Here is a 26,146-nt window from a genome sequence, read left to right as displayed (position 1 = left end):
TCATACCAAGACTCTCTGATTAGAACCGATGCGCCCAAGTTCGCAGCCCGAGGGACATGATGCGCCACGGTTGGTCGGTGAGACGGTTCCAGGCGAAGCAGCAGTGATCAAGGATATCGTCGTAGGATTTGAAGACGCGGTTTGAGAGCCAGTTGTCGCGCATGAACTGCCAGACGTTTTCGACGGGGTTCAACTCGGGGCATTTGGGCGGCAGCGGCATGAGGGTGATGTTACCGGGCACAACCAGCGCCCGTGAGCCATGCCACCCCGCCTGATCGAGGAGCAGCACGGCATGGGCGCCAGGTGCGACGGCGGCGGATATTTCGGCGAGGTGGAGCGTCATCCCTTCGGTGTTGCAGCGCGGCAGCACAAGGCCGGCGCCCTTTCCTTCAGCCGGGCAGATCGCACCGTAGATATAGGCCGATCTCGTACGCTGATCCTTGGGGGCCGAGGGCCGGGTGCCGCGTTTGGCCCATCGCCTGGTGATGCCGTTCTTTTGACCGACCCGAGCTTCGTCCTGCCACCACAGCTCTATGGGCGTGCCACCCGGGAGTGTCGCTTCGATCGCTGCCAACTGGGCTGGGAAGTCTTTTTAAAAACGTCGATGGCATCGGCCTCCTGCGCATGGTGCCGGGGCCTCGCCGTCAGTTTCCTGTAGCCCATGGCACGCAGGTCCCGGCTCAGGGTCTGCTTGCTGACCGACACGCCATATTCGTCGAACAGCCATTGGATCAAATCGACGATCCGCCAGCGCACCACGCCATGCGATGCCGGGATCGGGCCCTGCTCGATGACCTCGGCAAGCGCCCGTTTGTGCTCAGGGCCAAGCACCCGGCGCGGACCGGGGGCCTTGCCGTCCAGCAAGCCGTCGGGGCCTTGGGCATTGAACCGCAAAACCCAGTCCCGAACCGTCTGCAAGCCGACGCCACCCACCCGCGCCGCTTCGTGTCTCGCGCCGCCATCGTAAATCACTGCCAGCGCCAGCAACCGTCGAACTTGGTTCGCATGCCCGCTCAATCGCGCCAGCCGCACCAGCCCCACCCCATCAAAATCACCCCGCAGCCCGACCGCCGACGCCATCGCAAACCTCCCACAGCTTGCGATGTTGAATCAGATCATAGCCGTCTTGGGAATCCCCCGCGTTGAGTCAGAGCCCAAGGGACTTGGTATCAGGCCATCCCCAGCTGGCTGCTGATCCCCTTATCGCTGCCGTTCATGTGGTTGCTGTTTCCGCTCAGTCGCCACTTTCGCCTGTACGACCATGTGGTATTCGTGACCTATTCGCTCGGGTTCATGACCTTGCTCGTGGCGCTGCTGACGATGGAGGTCATCGCCGGATGATCGATGGCGGCGAATGTCGCGTCTCTATTTCGGGCAGGGGTAGTTGCGCTCGAACACCGTGCGCATCGCCTGCTTGATGTCCATCCGCCCAAGCTCGGCCGGCGCAATGGCGTGCATGCCGACGATCAGCTCGCGCGGGCCGAGATATTTGGTGACGGGGGCGCACCAGTCGGTCGGCTCGTGTGCGGCCATCTTCGCGGCATGCTCGTCATGAAGTTCGTCCCCCGCGGCTTCGGCCTCGAACTGGAGTTTCTTCAGGTCGGAGGAAAACAGCGCGAACGGGCCTTTGGCGCGCAGGCTGTCGGCCTTCTTGAGGAATGCCGCCGCCGGCATCCGCGCCGCCACTGGCGACGCTGCCAGAACGATTGCTGCCGCCGCAAGGGTGATTCTTAGGTTTTGCAAAGCCACTCTCCCGCCCCGTTCCGATTGTTCGTCAGGCGGCCGCCTTTTGCAACGGGTGCGGGCAGGGATATTTGCGTTCGAGTACCGAGCGCAGCACGTCCCTGGTGTCGGTCGTCGAGCGGCGGTGGATTGGGACGGCGCGCAGCGCAGCGAGATACTCGTTCTTGTTGACGCGCGGCTTGTCGGCGGTCGGCGGGCAGAAGGCGGTGCGGTGACCCAGGGCTTGCTCGCGCGCATACTCGACCTTCAGCTCGTCGCCATTAGCCTCGACCAGCCGCTTCAGCCGGTAGAAATCGGGCGACAGCAGGGCGAACGGGCCGCGCCGGATCAAAGTGTCGACCCTCACGAGGAATTGCGCGACATCCTGTGCGCTGGCCGCGGTGACTGGCGCCGCGGCGAGGAGGAGACCGAGAAAAAGCTTCTTGTGCACATCGTCTCCATACTTGCTGTGCACGCTGAACGCACGACTCGCAGACTTTATATCAGTTCATGTTCGACCCGAATTCCCGGTTTTCGCCGGAAGCACGGTCAGGCGCCGGCGGGGGCCACTGATCCCACGCCGGTAGACGGCCGCCGGCTCTTGGGAATCGACGACCCGGCCACCGGAAGCAGTGGCTTCGACGACCCGCCGCGGTCGATCGGACCGCCTTCGAGCACCGTCTTGATCTCGTCACCCGACAGCGTCTCATATTCGAGCAGCGCCTTGGCGAGCGTGTGGAGTTCGTCCTCGTGCTCGGTCAGGAGATGCTTGGCGCGGGCGTAACCGGCATCGACGATACGGCGGATCTCGGTATCGATCGCCTGCGCGGTCTCGTTCGACATCGACATGTTCTGCTGGCGAGAATAGCCGAGGAACACTTCCTCCTCGCCTTCGGAATACATCAGCGGGCCGAGCGTGTCGGACATGCCCCAGCGGGTGACCATGTCGCGCGCCAGCTTGGTTGCGTACGAAATGTCGGACGAGGCGCCCGACGATACCTTGTCATAGCCGAAGATGACTTCCTCGGCGACGCGCCCGCCCATCGAGACGGCGAGGTTGGCGTACATCTTGTCGCGGTGATAGCTGTACGAATCTCGCTCGGGCAGCCTCATCACCATTCCGAGCGCGCGGCCGCGCGGGATGATCGTCGCCTTGTGGATCGGGTCCGAAGCGGTCTCGTGGATCGAGACGATGGCATGGCCGGCCTCGTGATAGGCGGTCATCTTCTTCTCGTCGTCGGTCATGACCATCGAACGGCGCTCGGTGCCCATCATGACCTTGTCCTTGGCTTCCTCGAACTCGCTCATCGCGACGAGGCGCTTGCCACGGCGGGCGGCGAGCAGCGCCGCTTCGTTGACCAGGTTGGCGAGGTCGGCGCCCGAGAAACCCGGGGTGCCGCGCGCGATGACCCGCTTGTCGACGTCGGGGGCGAGCGGGACCTTTTTCATGTGGACCGCGAGGATCTGCTCGCGGCCGTCGATGTCGGGGCGCGGAACGATGACCTGGCGGTCGAAGCGGCCGGGACGAAGAAGCGCGGGGTCGAGCACGTCGGGGCGGTTGGTCGCGGCGATGATGATGATGCCTTCATTGGCCTCGAACCCGTCCATCTCGACCAGCAACTGGTTCAAGGTCTGCTCGCGCTCGTCATTGCCGTTGCCGAGGCCGGCGCCGCGATGGCGGCCGACGGCGTCGATCTCGTCGATGAAGACGATGCATGGCGCCGATTTCTTGGCCTGTTCGAACATGTCGCGGACGCGGGATGCGCCGACGCCGACGAACATCTCGACAAAGTCCGAGCCCGAGATGGTGAAGAACGGCACGCCAGCCTCGCCGGCGATGGCGCGGGCGAGGAGGGTCTTGCCGGTGCCGGGCGCGCCGATCAGCAGCGCGCCCTTGGGAATCTTGCCGCCCAATCGTGCGAACTTGCCCGGGTCCTTGAGGTACTCGACAATTTCCTCGAGCTCCTCGCGCGCTTCGTCGATGCCAGCGACATCGGAGAAGGTCACACGGCCTTCCTTCTGCGTCAGCATCCGTGCGCGCGACTTACCGAAGCCCATCGCGCCCGACCCGGCATTCTTCTGCATCTGGCGGAAGACGAAGAAGCTGACGCCGAGTATCAGGAGGAACGGCAGCGACTGGTAAATGATCAGCATCAGCAGCGAGGACTGCTCCTCGGCCTTGACCTGGACCGCGACGCCTTTGCTGATCAGCCGGTCGGAGACGTTGGCATCGGACGGGGCGGTGGTGCGGAAAGCCTCGCCATTCCCCAGCTTGCCGGCGATCGACGCGCCAGACCCGGTCGAGGCGGTCGCCATCGTCACCGATCGGACATTGCCCTCGTCGACCTGGCGGATGAAATCGGAGTAGGCGATTGCCTGCCCGCCGGTGGCGCGCCCGCCGCCGTCGATCATCTGGACGAACAGCACGAGCCCGAACAGCACCGCTACCCAGATGAGCAGCGACTTGGTCCATGCATTGGGCGGCTTCTTCTCGTTCATCGATCTCGTCCTCGCGGGGGCACATTCGGCCCTGTGCCCTAAGATAAGCGCGTCATTCTTAATGACAATGATACAGGCTGCGATACTGGCCGCTTAAGCTGACAACATGGGCGCGGTGTCAGCCCGATGGTGTCAGTTCAGTCAGTTTAGCGCGCGTCGCCGCTCCCCGCCCGACCCTTCTCGCACAGCCGGTCGAGGCGAAACAGCTGGCGATTGGCGTGCTGATAGTCGGGACGCAGCGCGAAGCCGATCAGGCGACCGCGGTAAGTGCGCGGGACCAGCAGGGTATCGACGCCGCCAAAGCTGGTGCCCGGCGCATTCATCAGGCGCGGAGGCGTCCGGGCGAAGGCCTGCGCCGCGTCCCATGCCGCCGCAAATCCCTCGCCGCCCGACCGCGAGCGAAGCGCGTGTGCGGTCTGGCGCGACAGGTGCACCGCGCGCGCTGCCTCGGACACGCTGGCGCCGCGACCGAGCTCGGCAACGAAGCGGCGCTGGCCGTCGGGGGTCCAGCCGTCGGCGCGGCGGCGCTTGGATGGGACGGGGGTGAAGACGAGGAAGTCGGGGAAGTCGGGGAAGTCGGGGGTATCCATCCGGCCAAGAGTACAGAAACGAAGCGGCTGTAGGACAGCATTTTCTTTCGCTACGCGGCGTCCGCTATTTGGTGGTCGACGGTTCGCCCGCTTCGAACGAAATCGACCGGATCGTCACCATTTGCCGGTCGCCACGATCCTTGGCCGTGGCAGGCAGCGTCACGAACCGCCGCTCGTCGGCACGGCTGCATAGGTCGATTGCGTCGTCGCCGTTCAGTGACGCCTCGGCAAGCGGCTGGCAGCTGGTCACTCGTCCCGCTTGATCGATCCACAACCGCGCCGCGCCGCGAATGGTCATTTCCGGATTCGTGGCAATCGGAATCCCCTCTCCCAGCAGCGTTTCGAAAGTTAAGGTCGCTCGATAAGGCGCCGACAGCGGATTTGGAAGCTGCGCCAACGAATCCTTCGCCCATTTTCGCCACTGTTGGCAGACTTCTGGGTCCGAAACCGCCAAATTTTCTCCCCACATAGTGCAATCGAGCCGGCCGTCGGCATGTTCTACGACAAGGATTTGCGCTTTCGCTCCCCCGACCGGTTCGCCGTCCGGCTTAGGTATCTTCCAAGTAATCCGCTGGAAATAGCGGTCCGTGACCGGCTGTCCCGCGCGGTCGAGTGCCGGGTCGAACTTTGCGCGGTCAGCAAGAATCCGGCACGTCGAGACATCGAGGCTCGGCGACGCAGATGACAGCCTCACCCGGCACTCTTTGACCCGACCGTCGGTCCCGACCGTCAGCTGCACACTAACCGTGCCGGTTTCGCCTTTGCGGAGCGCCTCATTCGGGTAGTCATCGCTAGAGAATAGGCCGACCAGGCTTCCCTTGGCGCGTGACCTGACCCGCTGCAGATGCGTAGGGGTGTTCCCGCCTTGCACGTCCGCTGTCGCCAAATCCATGATCATCGACATCGTTCTGAGTCCCCCGCTTCAAACAGGCAAAGCATAAGCGCGCTGATGAGCGTCGCACAATCGCCCGCCCTCGTGCCGGTCATCCCAACATATTTTCGGGTGCAGCAAGTTTGCATGGGTCACTCACAGGCTGAATGCGGTCGTCGGGATAGCACACTAGCGACCTGCGCTTTCGCTCCGCTCGAGCGCGCTCCAGCCCAGCACCAGCCAGCCCGCGATCAGCAGGACGCCGCCGATCGGGGTGATCGCGCCGAGCCAGCGCGGCAGACCGAGCGCCATCAGGTAGAGGGTGCCCGAGAAGATGATCGTGCCGAGCGCCATGCACCAGCCGGCGAGGGTCGCGCGGCGCAGGGGGAGAACCGCAATCACGAGCAGCGCGATCGCGTGGGCGAGCTGGTACTGGGTCGCGGTCTGCCACCAGCCAAGCTGCTGCGGTCCAAGGGTCGGGCGCAGCGCGTGGGCGCCGAACGCGCCAAGCATCACCGCCGAGCTGCCGAGCAGCGCGGCAGCGATCAGGATGGCGCGGTTGGGATGGCCGGCCACGCGCCCCTTATCGTGCAGGAATCAGGGCGGTGAAGGAGGTACGGACGTTGGCCGCGAAGCGGTCGTAGATCGCGCGCGCGGCCTCGGCGATGCCGCGCTGGCGCTCGGTGCCGCCGCGGGCGAAGACGGCGACCGCGACGCGACGGCCGTCGGGCATGGTGATGAAGCCAATCGAATTGGTCACTCCGTTGAGTGTCCCGGTCTTGTCCTCGACGCGAGTACCCGGCGGGAGCAGCGCGCGGATGCGATGCGTGCCAGTCATGCAGCGGCTCATCAGCTCAAGCAGCACCGCGCGACTGTTGGAACCAAGCACATTGCCGCTGTCGATCTTGCCCAGCATGGTCACCATCGCCAGCGGCGTCGCGACATCCTGGCTATCGTAAAGGTTGCGCCGGTCTCGCAGTAGCTGGGCAATGGTTCGGTCCATGCGGATGCCGGTCATGCCATTGAAAGTGAGCCAGGTCTGGACGGCCGCCGGACCGCCGAGATTGGCGAGGAGCTGGTCGGTCGCCACATTGTCGCTGCGGGTGATCATCAGCTCCATCAACTTGGCGGCGGAGCGGCCGGCGATCATGTCGTCGAGCTTGCGCCGGCCATGATCGACCTGGGAAAGATAGGTGGCGGCGATGGCTACCTTGACCGTGCTGGCCATCGGGAACGGGGTTTCGCCGTTGACGCTGACGCTCGTCCCGTCGCGCAGGTCGAGCGCGGCGATGCCATATTCGCCGGCACGCGAGCCGACGAGGCTGTTCAGCTGGCTTTCAAGGCCGATCAACTCGGGCGAGGCCGCCGCCAGCGCCGGCTGGGCCAGGCTGGCAAGGAGGAAACCGATGATCGCTTTGGTTCGCATGGAAATTCCCGAAAACGCGGCGCCGAGTTGGGATACATGGACTCGGCGCGCCCGACTGTCGATGGCCAAATATTGGTAAACAGATGATGAATTGCCCGACCGCGCTGCGCCGAGGCGGGGTTCAGGAGCGACGGGCACGGGGCGGGGCCCTGGTCAGCCGCCATTTGGGGCCGCCTTCGAGCTTGAGCCCGGCGAGCGTGCAGGTCTCGCCATTTCCGAGGGCAGTCATCGCGTTGGCGAGGTCGGGACCGCGCGGGGGGAGCGCGTCCAATTGCGCGAAGGCTTTCAGGAGGAGGCGGCGCTGGAATTCACGCGGGAGGCCCGCCGGGTCTAGCTTAATCGCGTCGCCATCGCGGACGAGGCGGGCGTCGGTGAGCGCCGTGCTCGCCCAGTCGAGCGCCTCGTCGGCATCGCGCAGGTGGCTGGCGCTGGCGGCGAGGCGTTCAGGGTCGGCCCAGCCGGTCTCGCCGAGCCAGGCGCGCATGCGGGCGCGGTCGTGGCGCGGGTCGCGGTTCGAGGGGTCGTCGAGCGGGGTCAGCCCGGCGGCGGCGACCTCGGCAGCGAGCTCGGCCTTGCGCCACCCGAGGAGCGGGCGGACCAGTGCGACGCCCTCGGCCAGCGGGCGGCGCGGGCGGGCGCCGCCGAGGCCGGCGATACCCGATCCGCGGGCGAGGCGCATGAGCAGGGTTTCAGCCTGGTCGTCGGCGTGGTGCGCGGTGGCGACGGCGGCGAGATGGTGCTCGACCGCCCACTCAGCCAGCAGGGCGTAGCGTTCTTCGCGGGCGCTGGCCTGGAGGTTGGCGATCGGCGGGTCGGTCCAGCGGGCGGTGAGGATGGTGTGGGGGACGGCGAGGGTGGCGCAGATTTGCGCGACGACCTCGGCTTCGGCGCGTGATTCGGGGCGGAGGCGGTGATCGACGGTGGCGGCTTCGATCCGGCCGGGGCGGGCCTGCGCGGCGAGAAGGAGCAGCGCGAGGCTGTCGGGACCGCCCGAGACGGCAATGCCGATGCGGTCAGCGGGACCGATCAGCGCGGCGAGGTCGGCGGCGAAGCGGGATTTCCCTACTTGCACTGCGCCTGGGCGCGGGCGGGGGCGATCATCGTTTTGAGCGCCGGGCGGATGGTGTCGCCGTAGACGTCGCTGAGCTCGGCGTAGGCCTTGCAGGCTTGGCTCGCCTGACCGAGCTTGATCAGTGATTGTCCGAGGTAAAACAGGCTGTCGGGTGCGCGCTCGCCCTTGGGGTCGCCGCGATAGTTGGCGAGGAGGGCTTCGGCGGCAGCGCGCGGCTGGCCCTTGTCGAGCAGCGCGCGACCGACGAGATTGTTCGCCCAGCTCACTCGGCGGTGGCCCGGGAAGCTCGACGACATCGCGCGCAGCTGGATGATCGCGGCGTCGTATTTCTTGGCGGTCCACAGGTCGAAACCGGTGACATAGGCAGCCTCTCCGGCTGAGGCGAAGTCGGTCGCGGCAGGGGTGATTGCGGTAGCCGGCGCGGGGGCGAGACGAGGAGCCTCGACGCGCGGTTGCGGCGCGGGCGAGAGAGCAATGTCAGGACCCGTTGCAGTGGGCAGGGTGGCTCCCCCGGCGCCGACTTCGATCGCCTTGAAGCGCGACTCATTGTCGGCGCGGAGCCGGGCGAGGTCGGTCTCCATCACGCTGAGGCGATGCGTATTCTCCTCGCCGGTGCGGACGAGGTCGGCCATCTGGCGCTCGATCGCGTCGAGCCGGGAGGTGAGGGTGGTGACCGCCTCCTGGGTTGCGGCGGGGGTGTCGACGAACCCGGCGGTGTCGGCTGGCTGGCCCTTGGGGAAGACCTGTCGCTGGACCTGGCGGAGCTGGCGCTCTAGCCGCTCGATGCGCTGCTCGGGGGTGACCGGCTCGCGCGCCTCGGCGGCGGCGATCGGGGCGAAAGCGAGGGAGGCAAGAAGGAGGTAGCGCAATCGCATCGAATAAGATCCGGATCGAGAAGGTTGGCGGGTAGAACAGTGGAGCGCGCGACCTGTCACGGCGATGAATTTCACTGGGCGGCGGGGGTGCCCGGCGCCGGCGCGGGACTTGCCGTCGGTCCGCGCACAAGGTCGGCGGGGAGCAGGCTGACGTTCGACGCACTGCGCCCGGAAGGTCCGATCGCAGGGATTTCCTTGCCGCCGACGGTGATCCGCAGAGCTTCGGGGCGGCCAGTCTTCATCACTGGCGCGGTGGCGGTGGCGGGGACGTCGTAGGTTTCGGGCGGGGTCAGCTGGCCCATGTGGATCACCGCGCCGTCCTTTTCGCGCACTTCGAACCATACCGGCTGGAGCGCGGTGAGGGTGACGGTGCCGCTTGCTGCGGGGGTGAGCGTGGCGGCGGGCGGGGTGACGGAAGCCGTGGAGGTCGCCGGAGCGCCTGCCTCGGCCGCCGCCGGATCGAGTTCGCGATTGCGCAATAAGCTGAGCACGGCGATCACGACGAGCACTGCGACGATCGCGCTGATGATCAGCCATTTCGGCATCGAGCGCTTGGGGTCGGCCGGCTGGAACACCTCGGCCTGGGTGTAGGGCACGCGGGTGCCGCCCATTTCGCTGCGCAACTGGTCGGCGATCTCGGCGCGGTCGAGGCCGACGATTGCCGCGTAATTCTTGGCGAACCCGACCGAATAGGTCGGGGCGGGGAGCGAAGCCCAGTCGCTCGTCTCGAGGCTGGCAAGATGGCGGGTTGGGATGCGCGTCTGCGCGGCGACCGCCTCGAGCGTTATCCCCTGCGCCTCTCGCGCGTTTCTCAGCCGCTCGCCGACCGTTTCGACAGCCGCGGTTTCCTCGATGTCGTCCATGCTACTCCCCTACGCGTTCCGCCTTGTCAGGGGGCGGGTTGCCGCTGTCAACAAAAGGCTGTCGGCAAGACGACGTCAGTCGAGCGCAACGCCCTGTTTCTTGGCCCATTCGGTTAAAGTCCGGCGCATGTCGCGGGGCGGTTTGGCGAGGAGGGATTCGAGTTTGGCGCGAACTGCGGCAGCATCGATCGAGCGCACCATTGCTTTCACCGGGCCGACCGCCGCCGGGGTGATCGAGAAATTCTCGATGCCGATGCCAATCAGCGCCATCGCTTCCAACGGCCGTCCGCCCATCTCGCCGCACAGCCGCACGGGCACGTTCGCCGCCTTGGCCTCGCGCGCAACGCGGCGGAGGAAGCGCAGGATCGCCGGGCTGAGCCAGTCGTAGCGCGCGGCGAGGCGCGGGTCGGCGCGGTCGGCGGCGAACAGGAACTGGGTCAGGTCGTTGGTCCCGATCGACAGGAAGTCGATGCGCGGCAGGAGCAAGTCGAGCATCTCGGCGAGGCTCGGTACTTCGAGCATCGCGCCATATTCGATCCGCGTCGGCACCGGTTTTTTCGCCGCCGTCGCCCAGGCGAGCTGCTTTTCGACCAGCGCGCGGGCTTCCTCATATTCCCACGGCTCGGAGACCATCGGGAACATCACGCGCAGCACCCGGCCTCCCGCCGCCTCGATCAGCGCGCGGGCCTGGACTTTCATCAGCGTCGAACGTTCGAGGCTGAGGCGCAGCGCGCGCCAGCCCATCGCCGGATTCTCGCTCACGTCGCGATGGTCCTGGAGATAGGGGAGGGCCTTGTCGCCGCCGATATCGAGCGTGCGGAACACGACCGGCTTGTCGCCGGCGCTGTCGAGCACACTCTTGTAGAGGCGATACTGGCTCTCGCGGCCGGGGAGGGTGGCGGCGATGAGAAACTGGAACTCGGTGCGGAACAGGCCGATGCCGTCGGCGCCGGTCGCCTCGAGCGCGGCGGCGTCGTCGGCGAGCCCGGCGTTGACCATCAGCGTGATCCGCATCCCGTCCTTCGTCTCCGGCGGCAGGGCGCGGATCGCGGCGAATTCGGCGCGGCGGCGCAGGCTCATCGCCATCCGCGTCTCGAACGTTGCCGACAGGGTGCGGGTCGGGCGGACGACGACCGCGCCCATGTCGCCGTCGACCAGCACCGGCTCGCCCTCGTTGGCGATGTGGCGGATGTCGCCGATGCGGCCGACCATCGGCACGCCCATCGCCCGCGCGACGATGGTGACGTGGGCGGTCAGCGAGCCTTCCTCTAGCACCACCGCCTTCAACCGCCGGCGGTCGTATTCGAGCAGTTCGGCGGGGCCGAGGTTGCGCGCGATCAGCACCGTGTCCTTGGCGAGCCCGGTCTGCGCGGCGGTGCCCATCCGCCCCGACACAATTCGCAGCAGCCGGTTGGCGAGGTCGTCGAGGTCGTGCATCCGCTCTTTCAGCAGCGGGTCGTCGATGTCGCGCATGCGGGCCCGGGTGCGTTGCTGGACGCGCTCGATCGCCGCCTCGGCGGTCAGGCCACTATCGATCGCCTCGTTGATGCGGCGACCCCAGCCTTCGTCGTAGGCGAACATCTTGTAGGTCGCGAGCACCTCCCGGAGGTCGGCGCTGGTGCCGAACTCGGCCTCGCGGGTCATGTTCTCGATCTGCTCGCGCATCCGGCGGAAAGCGGCATAGACCCGCGCGCGCTCGGCCTCGGTATCCTCGGCGACGGTCTGGTGGACGATCACGCGCGGCTCGTGAAACACGGCGACGCCGCGCGCCATGCCGGCGACGAGCTTCAGTCCCACGACGCGCACCGCGCCGCTGTCGCGCTGGGTATTGCGGCGGGTCGCGTCGACCAGCCGGGCGCTGGCGATCAGCTCCGACAGGACCATCGCCACGGTCTGCAGCGCCTCGATCTCGAGGTCCTCATAGCCGCGCGGATCGGCATGCTGGACCGACAGCACGCCGACCGACTGTTCGCGGTGAATGATCGGCACGCCGGCGAAGCTGTGGAAGCGCTCCTCTCCGGTCTCGGGCCGATAGACGAACTCGGGGTGGTCGGCGGCCTCGGCGAGGTTGAGGATGCGGTTCTCGCGGGCGATCGACCCGACGAGCCCTTCGCCGAGCGCAAGGCGGGTGACGTGGACTGCTTCCTTGCGCAGCCCGTGGGTCGCCGACAGTTCGAGGAGATTATCGCGCAGGAGGTAGATCGAGCAGACTTCACTCTTCATCGCCGCGGCGATGAGGTCGACGACATGGTCGAGCTTGGCCTGCGCCGAACCGCGCCGCGCCATGACTTGATGCAATCCGGTGAGGATTTCGCGCGCGGTGGTGGCGGCCGTGGTGGGCATGGAGGCTGGCTAGCAGATGGCGGGCGAAATGACCAAGCGCGGCTCTGTGACGGCGGCGATGCCGCTCCGCTTTGGACTTGGTAGCGCGCGCGGGACGATCTGGAAGCGCGCATAGGCGGCGGCGGCGGCCGATCGCCAGAATTGAGGGGCAGCCGTGATGCGATCTGAACCACTCCCCGCTGACTGTGCCAGTTCACCGGGAAATGGAACGGGCGTCGCGGCTGTCCCACCACCCGGGGGCCGGGCGGATGGGGGCGAGGTTCGCGGCCGGCCAGGCGACCCGCAGGTCGAGGAAGCGGTTCGGCGGGAGCTGGCGCGGCTGACCGCGCTGCTCCGCCGCCATTTCAGCATTGCGGGCGGCGACAGCCTGTTGCCGCTGCTGGCGGACACCAGCGATCCCGACGGCGCGGCGTCCGCACGCCAGTTCCTCGAGCACATCAGGGCGCTCGCCGAAGTGCTCGAGGTCGAGACCGCGCGCTGGTCCGGGCCGACCGCCAGTGGGACCGGCGGCGCGATTGCTGACTTCCGCCGCGAGACGATGGCGTTGCTGCGGGGAGTCGAGGAGCGGTTGGTCGGGGTTTAGCCCCGGCTCTCCAGTGCCGCCGTCGCCTCTTCGACGAGTTCGGCGATGATGGCGGCAACGGGCTCCTCGCGCTTGACCATGCCGACCGACTGCCCGGCCATGACCGAGCCGGTTTCGACGTCGCCGTCGATTACCGCGCGGCGCAGCGAGCCGGCCCAATAATGTTCGATCTGGAGCTGGGCCTCGGCCATTTCGAGTTCGCCGGCGTCGAGCGCATTGGCGATCTCGCGCTGTTTGGCCGCGAAACTCTCGGTCTCGCGGTTCTTGAGTGCGCGGACCGGGATGACGGGGAGCCGGGGGTCGAGCTGGACGCTAGGGATAGCGTCGCGGGCCGAGGCGCGCAGGAACGCCTTCTTGAAATTGGGGTGGGCGATGCTCTCGGTCGCGCAGACGAAGCGCGTCCCTAGCTGGACCCCGACTGCGCCCATTTCGAGATAGGCGGCGATCGCCTCGCCGCGGCCGATCCCGCCGGCGACGAACACCGGCATTTCGGACGCGATTTCGGGCAGGATTTCCTGCGCGAGGACCGAGGTCGAAACCGGGCCGATGTGGCCGCCGGCCTCCATCCCCTCGATCACCAGCGCGTCGGCTCCGGAACGGCGCAGTTTCTTGGCGAGGCTGAGCGCGGGGGCGAAGGCGATCAGCTTGGCGCCGTTCGCCTTGATGCGGTCGATCGCGCCGCCGGGGGGCAGGCCGCCGGCGAGGACGACGTGGGTTACGTGGTGGTTGGCGCAGACGTCGATCAGCTCGCTCAGCATCGGGTGCATGGTGATCAGGTTGACCCCGAACGGCCGGGCGGTGAGCGCCTTGGTGGCGGCGATCTCGCGGTCGAGCAGGTCGGGGGTCATCGCCCCGCACGCGATCACGCCGAAGCCGCCGGCGTTGCTGATCGCCGAGACGAGGTTGCGCTCGGAAACCCAGCTCATTGCGCCGCACATGATCGCGACCTCGCAGCCGAGAAACTCGGTGCCGCGGTGCATCAGCTCGGCGAGGCGCGTGGTGCCCGCGCCGGTGCCGTGCATGACGCGCGGTTCGGCGATCATTCCTTCACCGCTCATGATGCGGCTCCCGCGTCGAGCGAGGCGGCGGGGGCGTCCAGTCCGAACGCGGTGTGGAGGACGCGGACGGCGAGTTCGGTATAATCCTCGCTGATCAGGACCGAGACCTTGATCTCGCTGGTCGAGATGGCGACGATGTTGATCTGGCGCTCGGCGAGCGTGTCGAACATCAGCGCGGCGATACCGGCGTTGGAGCGCATGCCGACCCCGACGACGCTGACCTTGACGATGTCGGTGTTGGTCAGGAGTTCCTGGAACCCGCCGGCCTCGCGAACCTTGGCGAGCGCGTCGACGCTGTGCGCAAGGCTCGCCTTGGGGACAGTGAAGGTGAGGTCGCTCATGCCGCCCGCGCTTTTCGCCGACTGGACGATCATGTCGACGTTGATCCCGGCGTCGGCGAGCGGGCGGAAGACGGCGGCGACGGTGCCGGGGCGATCGGGCAGGCCGGTCAGGGTAATGAACGCCTCGTTGCGGTCGTGGGCAATGCCGGTGATGATGTTGCGTTCCATGACAGTTCCTGTGGTTAGATTCGACCCGTCCTCCCCGACAATCATCGTGCCGGGCAGATCTTCGAAAGAGGAGAGGACCTGCAGCGGCATGCCATAGCGCATCGCGAGCCCGACAGAACGGGTCTGGAGTACCTTGGCGCCGACCGAGGCCAGTTCGAGCATTTCCTCGTAGGTGACAACGTCGAGTTTCCGGGCGCGCGGGACGATCCTCGGATCGGTGGTGTAGACCCCGTCGACGTCGGTGTAGATGTCGCAGCGGTCGGCCTTGGCGGCGATGGCGAGCGCGACCGCCGAAGTGTCCGAGCCGCCGCGGCCAAGCGTGGCGAGCGCGCCTTCGCTGGTGACGCCCTGGAAGCCGGGGATGACCGCGATCCCGCTATCGTCGAACACGCGCTCGAGGACGGCGACGTCGATGCCTTCGATGAGCGCGGAGGCGTGACCCGAGGCGCGGATGGGGAGCTGCCACCCCATGTAACTGCGTGCGTTGAGGCCCATGCCCTGCAGTGTCATGGCGAGGAGGCCGGCGGTGACCTGCTCTCCGGATGCGACGACCACGTCATATTCGCGCGGGTCGTAGAGTGGGGCGGCTTCCTTGCACAGCTGGACGAGGCGGTCGGTCTCGCCGGCCATCGCCGAGACGACCACCGCGACCTGATTGCCCGTGGCGACTTCGCGGCGCACGCGGTCGGCGACGTGACGGATACGCTCGATCCCGGCCATCGAGGTGCCGCCGAATTTCATCACGATACGCTGTCCGGTATTGGGCATGGGGCGGGCGGAGTTCCTTGGGTTGGACGCGGCGTCCTGTTAGGAGGGGCGCATGAGCGAGACAAGCATCCTTCCGAACGAAGCGGCGCACTTTGGCGCAATGGCCGCAGACTGGTGGGATCCGGACGGCGCGTCGGCGATGCTGCACCGGTTGAACCCGGTGCGGCTGTCCTATGTCAGAGACCGGTGCGACCAGCATTGGGCGCTGGACGAGTGTGCGCTGCGGCCGCTGACGGGGAAGCGCGCGCTCGATGTCGGGTGCGGGGCCGGGTTGCTGTGCGAGCCTTTGGCGCGGTTGGGGGCGACGGTGACCGGGGTCGATGCGGCGCCCGAGCTGATCGCGGCGGCGACGACGCATGCCGAGGCGCGCGGGCTGGCGATCGACTATCGCGCGCTCGGGGTCGAGGGGCTGGAAGGTCAGTTCGATCTGATAACGGCGATGGAAGTGGTCGAGCATGTCGCCGACCCCGCCGCGTTCGTGCGCTCGCTGGCCGAGCGGATGGCGCCGGGCGGGCTGCTGGTGATGTCGACGCCGAACCGTACCGGCCTGTCGAAACTGCTGACGATCACGGTGGCGGAAGGGTTGGGCCGCATCCCGCGCGGCACCCACGATTACGACAAGTTCATCGCGCCCGACGCGCTAGGTGAGATGGTGCGTGGGGCGGGACTGAAGGTGATCGATTGCGAGGGGATTGCTTTCTCGCCGACCAAGGGACTGCACCTGAGCGAGGATTTGCGGCTGAATTATCTGATGACGGCGGTGCGCAAATAGGCACAGTTTCGGGGAGCGCGACGCGGCAAAGTCGCGCCGTCGATCGACACTCCCGCTGGTCAGTCGTCGGCCGGCATGCGCCGTCTGGTCGTCCAAGCTCGCCTTTGCTGCGCAAAGCCTCCCTTGGTCTCGGCGGCTTGGGCTAGAAATCGACCTTGTCGTAGTGCGCGGGGGGGACGATCACTTCCATCCGTTCGCCGAGCAGGGGGCGGAAGGCGGGGCGGGACTTCATGACCGAGTACCAGTCCCTAGTCTGCTTGTGGCCGCGCCAGTCGAGCGCGCCCAGATAGTCGACCACGCTGAGCTGCGCCGCCGCCGCGAAGTCGGCCAGGCTGAGGCTGGCGCCGGCGACCCAGCGGCGATTGTCGAGGAGATAGTCGAGATAGTCGAGGTGGCCGTTGGCGACCTTCATCGCCTGGCGTAGCACGCCGGTATCGGGCGATTCGCGGCTGACGAGGCGCTTGCGCATGCGTTCGTTCATCAGCGGCTCGACCACTTCGTGGAACAATTTCTCGTCGAACCAGGCGGTCAGCCGGCGGATCTCGGCGCGGGCGGCGGCGTTGCCGTGGAGCATCGGCGCCTTGTCGACCGTCTCATCGAAATATTCCGCGATCGGCTGGCTGCCGATGAGCGTCAGGCCAAGCTCGTTTTCGACCAGCACCGGGGTCTCGCCAGCCGGGTTGAGGTCCATATACTCGTCGCGCTGCTCCCACGGATTTTCGCGTACCAGCTCATGCGCGACGCCTTTTTCGCCGAGGACGAGACGGACCTTGCGCGAGAAGGGACACAGGGGAAATTGGAACAGCTGCCACATGGCGAGGGAGCTTTAGCGTCCGTTGCTCGCGCGTCCACTGGGGACACGCGTCATCCCGCAAAAACCCCGTCGACGGCGGTATCGGGCCTTATCGCCGCGGGTAGGTCGGGTCGGGCAGATTGGCGGTGGCGCGCCCGATCTCGGCCGCCGCCTCGCCGAGCGCGCGCTGGACCGCCGGCATCGCCCGCTGCATCGCCCGCGCGCTCTGCTGGACCATGCCGGCGCTCGAGGCGACGTCGCGCTGGATGTCGCGTTCGGCATAGGGGTTGTCGCGGCGGGTTTCGCTGCCGACGGTCTTGCGGCGGTCCGCCGGGGAGGGTGGGCGGCCCTCGATCGCGGCTTCGAGCTCGCCGACGGGCAGGTTCATGAAGGCGTGGGTCAGCGCGCCGGCCATGCGGCCGAGCTGCTCGGGCAACGCCGGATCGAGCACGGCAGGGGGAATCGCCGGCGCCTCATAGGGCGCGGACTGGGCCAGCGCGGGGGCGCCGAGGGCGAGCAAGGGGATCAGCAGCAGGGCACGCATGTCACTCTCCGAAATCGAGAAAAGTGGTTTAGCATGATTCGTCGCGCCTTTCCTGAACGGTGGTTCAGGTTGGGCGGGCGACTTTTCCGGCGCGGGCGCCCGGCTTTCGCCGGGATGACGTCAGCCCAGCGTGAGCCAGGCCAGCGCGGCGCCACCGACGAGGATGCGGTACCAGGCGAAGGGGCCGAAGCCGCGTTTGGTGATGATCGCGAGGAACGCCTTGATCACCACGACAGCGACGATGAACGACACGACGAAGCCGAGCCCGATCAGGTCGAGCCCGATCGGGCCGAGGTCGTGGCGGTTCGTGTATAGCTCGAGCGTGGTCGCGCCGGCCATCGTCGGGAGCGCGAGGAAGAAGCTGAACTCGGCGGCGGTGCGGCGCTCGACCCCGATCGACAGCGCGCCGAGGATGGTCGCGCCCGAGCGGCTGACCCCGGGGATCATCGCGAGGCACTGGAACACGCCGATCAGCAGCGCCTTTTGCCACGGGATCGCCGAGACCGAAGCGATGCTGCCTTCCTTGACGGTCTTTTCGATGATCAGGATCGCGATGCCACCGACGATCAGCGCGACCGAGACGATTTCCGCCGAGCCGAGCATTGCCTCGATCTGCTTGTGGATGGCGAGGCCGAGGATCGCGGCGGGCAAGAAGGCGATCAGCACGTTGCGGACGAAGGCGACGGCGCCGGGTTCGCGCTTGATGAGCCCGTTGATGACCGCGAGGAAGGTCCGCCAGTAGAGCACCACGACCGCCAGCATCGCGCCCAACTGGATGACGATGTTGAACACTTTCCACGTCTCTGGATCATAGCCGAGCAGCGCGTTGGCGAGGATCAGGTGGCCGGTCGACGAGACAGGCAGGAATTCGGTGACCCCCTCGACGATGCCGAGGATGATAACGACGAGGATGATCGGCACAGGCGTTCCTTAGATGGATGCGGAGGAGGAGCCCGGTTTGGAGGCAAAGCGGCCGCCGCGGTGGAACCGGTCGAGCCATTCGCCGGCGACAGCGGCGAGCGGGGTGGGCGTGATATCGAACGCCTCTAGCCCGGGGGTTCCGGAGGTCACGACATTGTCTGACTGGAGCATCGTCCACTGGTCGCGGGTGAGCGGCGCTCCGGGAAGGAAACCGAACCTGGCCATCAGCTCGGCGATGAAGTCGGGGACGGGCGCGATCGCGGGCGACTGGCCGGCGAGCGCGGCGATCCGCTCGTTGAGCTCGCGCATCGTCATGACCTCGGGGCCGCCGATTTCGTAGGTTTTGCCGCGGTGGGTTGCGGGGTCGAGCGCCGCGGCGGCGATCGCCTTGGCCAAGTCGGCGACATAGACCGGCTGGAACCTGGTGGCGCCGGCGATGACCGGCAGGATCGGCAGCCGCGCCATGCCAGCGAAGCGGTTGGTCAACTGGTCCTCGCGGCCGAACACCAGGCTTGGGCGGATGATCGTCGGGGACGCGAAAGCGTCGCGGACCGCGGCCTCGCCATTGGCCTTCGAGCGCCCGTAGGCGGAGGCGCTGGCGGAGTCGGCGCCGATCGCGCTGATCTGGACGAAGGCGGTCGCGCCGGCCTTCGTGGCCTCGCTCGCGGCGGTGCGGGCGCCCTCGACATGGACCGCGTCGAAGCGGCCTTTGAGGATGCCGACAAGATTGATCACCGCAGTCGCGCCCTCGACCGCGCGGGCGATGCTGGCGGGCTTGCCGAGATCGGCGGCGACGAAGCTAACCTGCCCGACCTTGGCCAGCGGTTGAAGGAAATAAGCCGTGCGCGGATCGCGCTGGGCGACGCGGAGGCGGACCCCGGCGCGGAGCAGCGCCTCGCACACATAACGGCCGATGAATCCGCCGCCGCCAAGGACGGTGACGAGGTTGGTCGAGCGATCGTTCATGACGTGATGCCCTAGCCGCTGCCCAAGCGCATTGACAAGCCGCCGCGCCCCCCGCTAACCGCCCGCCTCTACCCGAATGACGACGAACGCACCGTGCCCAGGTGGCGGAATGGTAGACGCACCAGCTTCAGGTGCTGGCGATCGCAAGGTCGTGGAGGTTCGAGTCCTCTCCTGGGCACCAGCACTCCCCCAAGTGCTTGCAATCGCGGAAAAACGGCAGAATATAGACCACTCTTACCGCTCCGACGCTACAAAGAGGCGCTACAAAGCCTCCAAGTTTGGAGCCGGACAATGGGTGTTGCCGTGGAATACGTTCGCCGCTTGAAATCTGGCCGTCTTGAGTACCGCAGGGCCTTCCCCGCGGAACTTCGGCCCTTCGTCGGCTCCCGCGAGTTGATACGGTCCCTCAAGACTAAAAGCATGACCGCGCCTCGCGCGCTGGAGTCCTACCATGCTGCAAACGCCGACTACGAGCGATCCGCGACCCTGGCTCGAAAGGCCCTCGACGGGGCTTACGACGACTTAGACGCTCCCCGCATAGCTTGGCTCGCTCAAGACTATACTTCCTCCTTCCTCGCCGAAGATGACGCGCGGCGAGTCCTAGGAACCGCCGACCCGGACAGCCACCAAGCCGCTGACGATGGCTTGCGCGAAACGCTTATCGGGCGCAGCCCCGAGTTCATTCGCGGCATGTTGCAAAAGGACGCCGAGGAGCTTGCGGCCAAGCATGGCTTGCGGCTGGACACAGAGAGCGTCCCCTTCCTCGCCCTTTGCCGCGAACTCCTGCAAGCCATGATACGGGCAAACGAAATCCGCATAGCGCGAGACGAAGGGGAGCCGGTGCCTACTCCCGCACCTCCCTCAGGGCCAAAAGCACCCCCCGGTCCCCCTCGCAAAGCCCCGACCCAAGCCACCTTCGTTACGCTGGCACTCCTGGAGCTAAAGCGCCCAACGGGCGTAGGAGCCTCAACGAAGCAAGCCAGCCAGACGGCCCTCAATCTCTTCAAGAGCGCAATGGGGGACCTCTCCCCTCAGGAAATCTCCCGCGCAAAAGTAACGGAGTTCGCGGACCTCCTCGCTTGTCTCCCTGCAAAACGATCCGTTGCCGAAAAGCACCGCCAAGTGCGAGAGGTCGTCAAGTCGTCGGAAGGCCACGACGCTCCCCGCCTAAGCTGGAAAACCCGCGCCACGCACCTTGGGTCCCTTTCCGCCCTCTGGAATAAGTTGATTTCCTCAGGTCAAATCGACCCTGGCAAGATCAATCCTTTTGCTCGCCACAACATTGGCAAAGCCCCGGCTCCAATCGTCAACCCAGGGTTTAGCGCAGAGGAGCTTCGCAGAATATTTGCGCTTCCCGTATTTGCTACTGGCGAGCGTCCTAGCGGTTGTCGGGGAGAGGCGGCCTACTGGGTCCCATTGGTTTTGCTAACTACGGGGGCCCGCCCGGAGGAAATAGCCCAGCTACTTGTGGGGGACCTAAAGGAAGGAGGGGAGGGCTTCGGCTGGACTTTGACGATAACCGACGCTGGGGTCCATCCGCACAAAGGGAAGCAACGTCTCAAGACACCGGGCGCGGGCCGCACCTTTCCCGTTCCTCAATCACTCCTCGATTTAGGCTTCTTACGCTACGTTGGCTGGCTGAAGGCGCATGGCGAAACCGCGCTCTTTCCTACCCTGCGCACTCGGGGAGCGCGCGGGCTACTGTTCCCGAGCTTCGGTGAATGGTGGAGCCGCTACCTTAAGACTCATGCCGCAAATCCCGAGGGGCGGCGAGCGGGGCGGGAGTTTAGGCATACGTGGCCGACCGCCGCCCGCGAATGCGAAGTGTCCCGCGAAGCCCAAGAATACATAATGGGTCACTACATGGGCGGGGGGACTAGCAACGCATCCTATGGGGACAGGCGTTCGCTAGGCGGCGAGATACATAAAGTTGCGTTCAAGGGCTTTAGCTTGGCGAATGTGGCCCCCTGGGATGAACCCGAACGGCAAGACTAGGCCAGCCTCTTTCATGCAGAAAGCCACGCCCGAACCGTGTTTACGACACGCGAAATTGACACTCCAACATTCGCAAAATCGCTCCAAGTGGTAGTGTGCCTAAGGCTCTGATTTCCCAGAGAACACCCTAAACCGTAGACATACCCACACCCACTCCGTTTGTGTGGCGTTCGTATCGTTCACAATTCCCTTTAATTCGCCAGCCGCTCCTTTGTGTGGTTCGGCGCCCAATCCCCTTGCCCGAAAGTCCCAATGGACAATTCCAAGACACACAATTCCACCGTTTCTCGCATCAAACAAAGCGATCAATCAATAATCGACCAAAACGCGCGCCGGCCCCGTGGCCGACCAAAAGGCGCTAAAAACAAACCTAAGACTATGGGTGACTTCGTCGCACAAGCGATTAGGGACCCCTACGCTCCGCCGCCTAAGAAACCTAAAGAGCAGAAGGGCGGCACCGGGATATGGGCAAAACTCGAGACGCCCGAAGAGCGATCCGCGTATGCAAAATGGATAAGGTCGAAAGTTACGCCCGAGGGTCTATCGCGTTCAGGGCGAAAGCTTGGCTCGCCTAACGGCTGGCGCGCAGCCGACTACGCCTTGGCAGAGAAAAGGGCGGAAAAGGACGTAAAGTCTTTCCTGAAAAGGATGGAAGAAAGCGGCCAGTTGCCAGAAAACTCAATCGCGCGAGAAGCGACAGTTGAGGCCCTAAAGCTCATTCGCTCCCCTTGCTCCAAGACCCTTCGCTTGGCGGTGGCCCGAACCTTACTAACTTACTTCCACCCGGCCCCCGCAAAAGTGGCTCCAGCAAAGCCGGTTACAGCGGAGGACCTTATTGAGCAGATCGACAAGGAGGCCCCCCAGTCGCCAGCGGTCCCCATGCCTGTTCAGGCCAGTATGTTCTGTACACCCTCCGTGGTTGGAGGGCTCCACCGTGACCGCCGTTAATCGCCCCGACCGCGCAAGCCAGCCATACTATAAGTTGGAACTACTCAAATTGGACCGCTTCTGGCGCGGCTCAGTTCACCCTTCGCCTAAGGAGTTAGACTTAGACGCCATCACGGTAATCGACGTTCTCTTTCAACCGCGTGAGACCAGCCTTCTGTTTCGCGCGGGGGCGTCGGAAAAGCATGTGGGAAACATGTCCCGTGTTGTCACCCAGGGTCGACTCCTCGCCCCGTTGATCGTCGCAGCTTTCGGCAACTCCTGGATCCTGCTTGACGGCCACCATCGCTACCAAGCGTACCTTGAGGCCGATCGTCGAAAGCCGGTGCCGGTCGAGGTCGCCGAAAGCCTCTTACGCGGCGAAAGTCGCATAAGGTGGGCAGTGACGTTGAGCATCGAGCTGAACTCGCGCGACAAGCTCTCAATGTCGGCGAGTGACAAAATGGAATCAGCTTGGCGCCTCACCGTTCTGGAAGCAGGGTCCAAGAAGGAGGTCAGCGCAGCCACGAACGCCAGCACAAGTAGCATTGCTACCATGCGTCAAACGCGGGAATACTTGCTCGCCCATGACGTGAAACCTAGGCGCCTTGCGGGCATGACTTGGCGGGATGCGAAGTGGGAGCGTCGCAGGGCCGAAAATTGTGGCTCTGATACTCTCCGCCCTGAAGCTTACGAAGCTCGCCTTCGCGCCCTCATCATGGGTCTCTCCGCCCACATGGGTGGGGAGGCGCCGCCCCTAAGCATCTTGAAGGCGGCGTTAGAGGAAATACGTCCGGGCATCATCCGCGACCTCTTCCGCCTAGAAGAAAGGGAGGAAGAGGAGGCCCGCGCCGACACCGATCTGTCGCGCGAATTGGGCGAATAGTTGAGAGCGGTTCGCATGAAACGAATGCGAGAGCGTTCGCGAACTACCTACATGGAGTCGGTAGCAGACCGTCCGCATCTTAAGTGCGAGCCGCTCATCCCCAACGGCAAGAAATGGGTGGAAAGCGGACGCTGGCCTGTGGCGTTATCGCTTCATCTCGGCGACTTAGCCTACAGCAACGGTCGGATTTCCGTTATGTGACTTCGGAGACCGTGCTTCAGCAAGACTGCATGCAAGTTGTCGGCTGTACTCGTGTCTACACCAGCGAAGGCGTCGGCGTTGTTTTTCAGGGCCTTCTTAAGTGCCTCGCTTAGTATGGCATCGGTCGTATTTGCGATGATCGAGCTAACTATCGCATTTGCATAGAGCAGTTTGATAAAGGGACTGAGATAGAAGTTCCAATTGCCATCAAAGTCAAACGCGGAACCTGAAAATGAACTTTCACTCAGGCACTTCGTCACAAAAAATGTTTCTTCAATTATGTCTCGCAGCACCGTGTCAGGATAAACATCCACAATACCGTATTGAGCCAAGGCAGACCTTACGTGCCACACTTTCAACTTTTTGTTCAACCAACCCAGCATCTGACCAATCCTTGAAAACGGAGCTTTCGCGACACTGTTTAGCGCGAGTGGGAATGTCCACAACTGGGTCGATAGCCGACCGTCCGCTTCTGGGCGTGGCCTCACTTGTCACCAAAGGCGGAGTCGGAATGAACTTCCCGCTTTACTCAAGCGGCACGACGCCACGCTCTGTCATCCACGACTGATAAAATACGCGATTGCGACGGCCGACTACACCTTGTGCTGCAGCGCCAAGACCCGCTGGACTTGAGACGCCTGCCAGCTTTTGCCGCGGCTGGTCGTGATGCCCTTGGCATTGAGAAATCCAGCGATTTCACGTAAGGACAGATGCCCTTCCGCCCTCGCTTGCTCAATGTGGGGCCGAACCTTGTCCGCTCGCGCCGTAGAGGCCTCCTGGCGGCTCTCTAGGCTTCGTAGGAGGCCTTTTCGGTACACCCCGGCCAGATTGCCCCTATCTCCCCCGACATTGCGCCCCCGTGCCCTAGCGACGCTTAGAGCGGCCTTCGTGCGCTTGCTGATTTGCTCACGCTCCCACTCCGCCAGCGAGGCCATAACGCCTATGATAACTTTGTCCGCAAATGGCATGTCGGCAAAGATAATCCGGACGCGATGCTTTAGGAGCCGGTGGAGGAACTCAGCGTCCCTAGAAAGCCTGTCGAGCTTCGCCACAATCAAGGTGGCGTTCGTCAGCTCCGCGAACTCTAGCGCCTTTCGTAACTCAGGCCGCTCTGTGTTTTTCCCACTCTCGACCTCGGTATACTCGCCAATCAAATCCCACGATCCGCCGTTGAGGTACTGCAGAACCGCCGCCCGCTGGGCCTCGAGCCCTAAGCCGGAGCGCCCTTGCTTGGCTGTACTTACGCGATGGTAGGCAACGAACTTGGCGGTAGCCTCTTCTTGGGTACCATTCTCTATCGTTGATTTTGCCACGGCCTTTGCCCCTTCGAGCCCTCCGTAACCTAATGTAACGCTAGATGCAAGGTTCGTTGTACCTAATGTAACACCGTTTGTTGTCGCTGCATCAAGCGGCTGGCATACGGAGGCATCCAGGGGGGAAATCGAATGTTCCAATCGTTTATCCTAGCGGGCGCCTTGCTGGCTTCGGCCGAGAGCACGACCGCCCGCCAATTCGACTTGGATTGCACTCAAACTTCGGAGCAGCTCGACGAGCATGCCGCTACTAAACCGGAGCTTGCGTTTTTTCACTTTGCCCTTGTCTTGGATTTGGACTCGCGCCGTTACTGCATCAACTTTCCTACCCAATACTCTATGCGGGACGTGCCCTGCGCCAGCACTTCCGCGATCAGTGAAATATCTCCGTACCGGCTTGTGCTGGACCTTGGGGGCAGCGGGGGTGGCGGGGGTCGCAGGACGATCAATAGAGAGACTGGAGCCTACCTAATGGACATGACAACGACTCACCCAGGGGGCTCTGTTCGCTTCCGCACTTACGCCACATGCGTCCCCGCGCCCTACACCGGCCTCCCGCCCGCAAAGTTCTAAGGTCGCTAATGTCGCAAGGGCACCTAATGTCGTCGTGTCCTGGGGCGCCGTATATGTGCGTGGGCATAGTGACCATACGTGCCCCTGGGCTGCGCTTCGCCGTCCTCCGCCAAGCGCCTTCGTCGCGCCCCCGACAGTCGATTGCTTTGGGTCCCTACGGGTCCCCTTTCCGCAGCTTTTAGAGGGGACCCAAGCGACCCCATGCCGCCACTTCAAAAAACCCGCTAAACCCTCGCGACCGTTGTTGTTACTGTTGGTACTTCTCGCGCGGCGTCTCCCTTCCTGAGGCGATTGAGAATACGTGTCTTCAGAGTTTCGTGGTAGGTCCAAACACCAGGGTGCGATAATTCAACGGCGGGCGACTCATGGCAGTTCTTTCGTTCCAAGCTGCGGCTAAGCGACAAGCGTTGCTTCGCCTTCGCCAGAACGAACTGGATCGGCTTGAAAAAGAGAGCGCGCTGTGGATAATATTTTGGAAGGGCTGCGCGTCCGGTAAGCGCTGTTACAGTTTATCTTGCGTGGCTGCGTATGTTGGGCTTTACCGCGATCATCCCCGTTTCTGCCAAATAGTCGCTCACTGCGCCCCAGAATGGCTGGGGATTTTAGGCTGGGATGGGGAAGACAAAATTGGCCCGCATCATCTTAGTATGCTGATAATCGAACTCGGTGCATATGAGCTCATCTCCCCTCGCGCTTCCTCTGAGTTCGGCGACATTACGTTGTCTGAGACCACTGTTTTAGGACTTGAAGAGACCGCAACTGTAAGCGACGCAGGCGCTCTAAATTATTTCCGTTTCAAAGTAATGGAGCGGTGGTGCGACCGGCGCCTCAAAGAGAAGGCGGAAGGGTCTTGATGCGCTACAAAAGGACGCTACAATCTATGGTTGTTTGAGCAACAAGGTTGTCTGAAATCCGCCGTTTTAGTGGTTAGTGGTGCCAGTCCTCTCCTGGCACCAGCGGCCGTTCCGACTTCATCATGCGGCAAAGGCCAGGTCGGCTTGGTCGAGTCGCCGAGAAACTCCTGACCTACGAGCCTCTAACGATCGAACGCCTGCGGAGCAGCAGATAGGCGGCGGGCA

The 26,146-nt window shown here is 64.7% G+C and carries 26 protein-coding genes and 1 tRNA gene; 7 read left to right on the top strand and 20 right to left on the bottom strand.

The annotated features are described in order from the left end of the window. Window positions 1–19 precede the first annotated feature (19 nt). A protein-coding gene (locus Q0R27_RS05750; RefSeq protein ID WP_293942107.1) for an IS630 family transposase occupies window positions 20–1,080 on the bottom strand; the annotation gives its coding sequence in 2 pieces (ribosomal slippage) (window positions 20–588 and window positions 588–1,080; 1,062 coding nt in all). A gap of 135 nt (window positions 1,081–1,215) precedes the next feature. On the opposite strand from Q0R27_RS05750, the gene Q0R27_RS05745 reads away from it, so the two are divergent. Beyond that, a complete protein-coding gene (locus tag Q0R27_RS05745) occupies window positions 1,216–1,341 on the top strand; it encodes a hypothetical protein (protein WP_293942103.1) in 126 nt (41 codons plus the stop codon). A gap of 24 nt (window positions 1,342–1,365) precedes the next feature. Here Q0R27_RS05745 and Q0R27_RS05740 read toward each other — a convergent pair whose 3' ends face one another. The 11 genes from Q0R27_RS05740 to ptsP all read right to left on the bottom strand — a co-directional run bounded on the left by Q0R27_RS05740 (window position 1,366) and on the right by ptsP (window position 12,261). After that, window positions 1,366–1,743 (bottom strand): hypothetical protein, encoded by a 378-nt coding sequence (locus Q0R27_RS05740; protein WP_293942099.1) that lies wholly within the window; start codon window positions 1,741–1,743, stop codon window positions 1,366–1,368. A gap of 31 nt (window positions 1,744–1,774) precedes the next feature. Next, entirely contained in the window at window positions 1,775–2,173 is a 399-nt protein-coding gene (locus tag Q0R27_RS05735) for a hypothetical protein (RefSeq protein ID WP_293942095.1), read from the bottom strand. A gap of 98 nt (window positions 2,174–2,271) precedes the next feature. Beyond that, on the bottom strand, window positions 2,272–4,221 hold the full coding sequence (gene ftsH / locus Q0R27_RS05730) for an ATP-dependent zinc metalloprotease FtsH (protein ID WP_293942092.1): 1,950 nt from the start codon (window positions 4,219–4,221) through the stop codon (window positions 2,272–2,274). A gap of 146 nt (window positions 4,222–4,367) precedes the next feature. Next, entirely contained in the window at window positions 4,368–4,811 is a 444-nt protein-coding gene (locus Q0R27_RS05725) for a hypothetical protein (protein ID WP_293942089.1), read from the bottom strand. Window positions 4,812–4,875: 64 nt separating this feature from the next. Next, window positions 4,876–5,715 (bottom strand): energy transducer TonB, encoded by an 840-nt coding sequence (locus tag Q0R27_RS05720; RefSeq protein WP_293942086.1) that lies wholly within the window; start codon window positions 5,713–5,715, stop codon window positions 4,876–4,878. Between the two features lie 156 nt (window positions 5,716–5,871). Continuing rightward, entirely contained in the window at window positions 5,872–6,234 is a 363-nt protein-coding gene (locus tag Q0R27_RS05715) for a DUF423 domain-containing protein (protein ID WP_366079928.1), read from the bottom strand. A gap of 31 nt (window positions 6,235–6,265) precedes the next feature. Continuing rightward, on the bottom strand, window positions 6,266–7,108 hold the full coding sequence (locus Q0R27_RS05710) for a serine hydrolase (protein ID WP_293942080.1): 843 nt from the start codon (window positions 7,106–7,108) through the stop codon (window positions 6,266–6,268). A 121-nt stretch (window positions 7,109–7,229) separates the two neighbouring features. Then, on the bottom strand, window positions 7,230–8,180 hold the full coding sequence (gene tilS / locus Q0R27_RS05705) for a tRNA lysidine(34) synthetase TilS (protein ID WP_293942077.1): 951 nt from the start codon (window positions 8,178–8,180) through the stop codon (window positions 7,230–7,232). Continuing rightward, window positions 8,171–9,055 carry a hypothetical protein gene (locus Q0R27_RS05700; RefSeq protein WP_293942074.1) on the bottom strand — a complete coding sequence of 295 codons (885 nt, stop codon included), beginning with the start codon at window positions 9,053–9,055 and terminating at the stop codon, window positions 8,171–8,173. Before Q0R27_RS05700 ends, tilS begins: the two co-directional genes overlap by 10 nt. A gap of 71 nt (window positions 9,056–9,126) precedes the next feature. Beyond that, window positions 9,127–9,918 carry a helix-turn-helix domain-containing protein gene (locus Q0R27_RS05695; protein WP_293942072.1) on the bottom strand — a complete coding sequence of 264 codons (792 nt, stop codon included), beginning with the start codon at window positions 9,916–9,918 and terminating at the stop codon, window positions 9,127–9,129. Between the two features lie 75 nt (window positions 9,919–9,993). Then, entirely contained in the window at window positions 9,994–12,261 is a 2,268-nt protein-coding gene (gene ptsP / locus Q0R27_RS05690; RefSeq protein WP_293942069.1) for a phosphoenolpyruvate--protein phosphotransferase, read from the bottom strand. 157 nt (window positions 12,262–12,418) lie between these two features. Between ptsP and Q0R27_RS05685 the strand changes: the two genes are divergently transcribed. Continuing rightward, window positions 12,419–12,844 carry a hypothetical protein gene (locus Q0R27_RS05685; protein WP_293942066.1) on the top strand — a complete coding sequence of 142 codons (426 nt, stop codon included), beginning with the start codon at window positions 12,419–12,421 and terminating at the stop codon, window positions 12,842–12,844. Here the strand turns inward: Q0R27_RS05685 and Q0R27_RS05680 are convergent. Both Q0R27_RS05680 and Q0R27_RS05675 read right to left on the bottom strand, forming a co-directional pair. Next, complete coding sequence (locus tag Q0R27_RS05680) at window positions 12,841–13,866, bottom strand: nitronate monooxygenase (RefSeq protein ID WP_293942110.1); 1,026 nt, start codon at window positions 13,864–13,866, stop codon at window positions 12,841–12,843. The two genes, Q0R27_RS05685 and Q0R27_RS05680, sit on opposite strands and share 4 nt — an antisense overlap. A 32-nt stretch (window positions 13,867–13,898) precedes the next feature. After that, complete coding sequence (locus Q0R27_RS05675) at window positions 13,899–15,179, bottom strand: aspartate kinase (protein ID WP_293942063.1); 1,281 nt, start codon at window positions 15,177–15,179, stop codon at window positions 13,899–13,901. A 52-nt stretch (window positions 15,180–15,231) separates the two neighbouring features. Between Q0R27_RS05675 and ubiG the strand changes: the two genes are divergently transcribed. Beyond that, window positions 15,232–15,951: a bifunctional 2-polyprenyl-6-hydroxyphenol methylase/3-demethylubiquinol 3-O-methyltransferase UbiG gene (ubiG, locus tag Q0R27_RS05670; protein WP_293942060.1), complete on the top strand. Its 720-nt coding sequence runs from the start codon at window positions 15,232–15,234 to the stop codon at window positions 15,949–15,951. Between the two features lie 142 nt (window positions 15,952–16,093). Here the strand turns inward: ubiG and Q0R27_RS05665 are convergent, their stop codons facing one another. From Q0R27_RS05665 to Q0R27_RS05650, 4 genes are all read right to left on the bottom strand, one after another. Then, the gene (locus Q0R27_RS05665) at window positions 16,094–16,765 is read right to left on the bottom strand and encodes a glutathione S-transferase family protein (RefSeq protein ID WP_293942057.1); all 672 of its coding nucleotides are present in this window, start codon (window positions 16,763–16,765) and stop codon (window positions 16,094–16,096) included. 88 nt (window positions 16,766–16,853) lie between these two features. Continuing rightward, window positions 16,854–17,288, bottom strand: a complete 435-nt coding sequence (locus Q0R27_RS05660) for a hypothetical protein (RefSeq protein ID WP_293942054.1) — start codon at window positions 17,286–17,288, stop codon at window positions 16,854–16,856. Between the two features lie 120 nt (window positions 17,289–17,408). Further along, on the bottom strand, window positions 17,409–18,209 hold the full coding sequence (locus Q0R27_RS05655; protein ID WP_293942051.1) for an undecaprenyl-diphosphate phosphatase: 801 nt from the start codon (window positions 18,207–18,209) through the stop codon (window positions 17,409–17,411). 9 nt (window positions 18,210–18,218) lie between these two features. Continuing rightward, window positions 18,219–19,175 carry a complex I NDUFA9 subunit family protein gene (locus tag Q0R27_RS05650; protein WP_293942048.1) on the bottom strand — a complete coding sequence of 319 codons (957 nt, stop codon included), beginning with the start codon at window positions 19,173–19,175 and terminating at the stop codon, window positions 18,219–18,221. A gap of 95 nt (window positions 19,176–19,270) precedes the next feature. Here Q0R27_RS05650 and Q0R27_RS05645 point away from each other — a divergent pair. From Q0R27_RS05645 to Q0R27_RS05640, 3 genes are all read left to right on the top strand, one after another. Next, window positions 19,271–19,356 (top strand) — tRNA-Leu (locus tag Q0R27_RS05645). Window positions 19,357–19,466: 110 nt separating this feature from the next. Next, the gene (locus Q0R27_RS13455; RefSeq protein WP_366079919.1) at window positions 19,467–21,170 is read left to right on the top strand and encodes a DUF6538 domain-containing protein; all 1,704 of its coding nucleotides are present in this window, start codon (window positions 19,467–19,469) and stop codon (window positions 21,168–21,170) included. A 934-nt stretch (window positions 21,171–22,104) separates the two neighbouring features. Beyond that, window positions 22,105–22,980, top strand: a complete 876-nt coding sequence (locus tag Q0R27_RS05640) for a hypothetical protein (RefSeq protein ID WP_293942045.1) — start codon at window positions 22,105–22,107, stop codon at window positions 22,978–22,980. A 170-nt stretch (window positions 22,981–23,150) separates the two neighbouring features. Here Q0R27_RS05640 and Q0R27_RS05635 read toward each other — a convergent pair whose 3' ends face one another. Both Q0R27_RS05635 and Q0R27_RS05630 read right to left on the bottom strand, forming a co-directional pair. Further along, window positions 23,151–23,564: a hypothetical protein gene (locus Q0R27_RS05635; RefSeq protein WP_293942042.1), complete on the bottom strand. Its 414-nt coding sequence runs from the start codon at window positions 23,562–23,564 to the stop codon at window positions 23,151–23,153. A gap of 210 nt (window positions 23,565–23,774) precedes the next feature. Continuing rightward, window positions 23,775–24,635, bottom strand: a complete 861-nt coding sequence (locus tag Q0R27_RS05630; protein ID WP_293942039.1) for a recombinase family protein — start codon at window positions 24,633–24,635, stop codon at window positions 23,775–23,777. 797 nt (window positions 24,636–25,432) lie between these two features. Between Q0R27_RS05630 and Q0R27_RS05625 the strand changes: the two genes are divergently transcribed. Continuing rightward, entirely contained in the window at window positions 25,433–25,921 is a 489-nt protein-coding gene (locus tag Q0R27_RS05625; RefSeq protein WP_293942036.1) for a hypothetical protein, read from the top strand. Window positions 25,922–26,146: the final 225 nt, after the last annotated feature.

Source organism: Sphingomonas sp., from assembly GCF_025362505.1.
GTDB lineage: Bacteria > Pseudomonadota > Alphaproteobacteria > Sphingomonadales > Sphingomonadaceae > Sphingomicrobium.
Note: the sequence above shows the minus strand (reverse complement) of the source record. Positions and strands in the feature narration are given on the sequence as shown.

What these genes read in the sequence shown, in the direction of transcription:
- Q0R27_RS05635 (WP_293942042.1), bottom strand. Translation starts at nt 23,564, where the DNA reads ATGCTGGGTTGGTTGAACAAAAAGTTGAAAGTGTGGCACGTAAGGTCT.
- Q0R27_RS05710 (WP_293942080.1), bottom strand. Translation starts at nt 7,108, where the DNA reads ATGCGAACCAAAGCGATCATCGGTTTCCTCCTTGCCAGCCTGGCCCAG.
- ftsH (WP_293942092.1), bottom strand. Translation starts at nt 4,221, where the DNA reads ATGAACGAGAAGAAGCCGCCCAATGCATGGACCAAGTCGCTGCTCATC.
- Q0R27_RS05725 (WP_293942089.1), bottom strand. Translation starts at nt 4,811, where the DNA reads ATGGATACCCCCGACTTCCCCGACTTCCCCGACTTCCTCGTCTTCACC.
- Q0R27_RS05700 (WP_293942074.1), bottom strand. Translation starts at nt 9,055, where the DNA reads ATGCGATTGCGCTACCTCCTTCTTGCCTCCCTCGCTTTCGCCCCGATC.
- Q0R27_RS05675 (WP_293942063.1), bottom strand. Translation starts at nt 15,179, where the DNA reads ATGCCCAATACCGGACAGCGTATCGTGATGAAATTCGGCGGCACCTCG.
- Q0R27_RS05680 (WP_293942110.1), bottom strand. Translation starts at nt 13,866, where the DNA reads ATGCACGGCACCGGCGCGGGCACCACGCGCCTCGCCGAGCTGATGCAC.
- Q0R27_RS05665 (WP_293942057.1), bottom strand. Translation starts at nt 16,765, where the DNA reads ATGTGGCAGCTGTTCCAATTTCCCCTGTGTCCCTTCTCGCGCAAGGTC.
- Q0R27_RS05745 (WP_293942103.1), top strand. Translation starts at nt 1,216, where the DNA reads ATGTGGTTGCTGTTTCCGCTCAGTCGCCACTTTCGCCTGTACGACCAT.
- Q0R27_RS05685 (WP_293942066.1), top strand. Translation starts at nt 12,419, where the DNA reads ATGCGATCTGAACCACTCCCCGCTGACTGTGCCAGTTCACCGGGAAAT.
- Q0R27_RS05720 (WP_293942086.1), bottom strand. Translation starts at nt 5,715, where the DNA reads ATGTCGATGATCATGGATTTGGCGACAGCGGACGTGCAAGGCGGGAAC.
- Q0R27_RS05660 (WP_293942054.1), bottom strand. Translation starts at nt 17,288, where the DNA reads ATGCGTGCCCTGCTGCTGATCCCCTTGCTCGCCCTCGGCGCCCCCGCG.
- ubiG (WP_293942060.1), top strand. Translation starts at nt 15,232, where the DNA reads ATGAGCGAGACAAGCATCCTTCCGAACGAAGCGGCGCACTTTGGCGCA.
- ptsP (WP_293942069.1), bottom strand. Translation starts at nt 12,261, where the DNA reads ATGCCCACCACGGCCGCCACCACCGCGCGCGAAATCCTCACCGGATTG.
- Q0R27_RS05695 (WP_293942072.1), bottom strand. Translation starts at nt 9,918, where the DNA reads ATGGACGACATCGAGGAAACCGCGGCTGTCGAAACGGTCGGCGAGCGG.
- Q0R27_RS05650 (WP_293942048.1), bottom strand. Translation starts at nt 19,175, where the DNA reads ATGAACGATCGCTCGACCAACCTCGTCACCGTCCTTGGCGGCGGCGGA.
- Q0R27_RS13455 (WP_366079919.1), top strand. Translation starts at nt 19,467, where the DNA reads ATGGGTGTTGCCGTGGAATACGTTCGCCGCTTGAAATCTGGCCGTCTT.
- Q0R27_RS05625 (WP_293942036.1), top strand. Translation starts at nt 25,433, where the DNA reads ATGGCAGTTCTTTCGTTCCAAGCTGCGGCTAAGCGACAAGCGTTGCTT.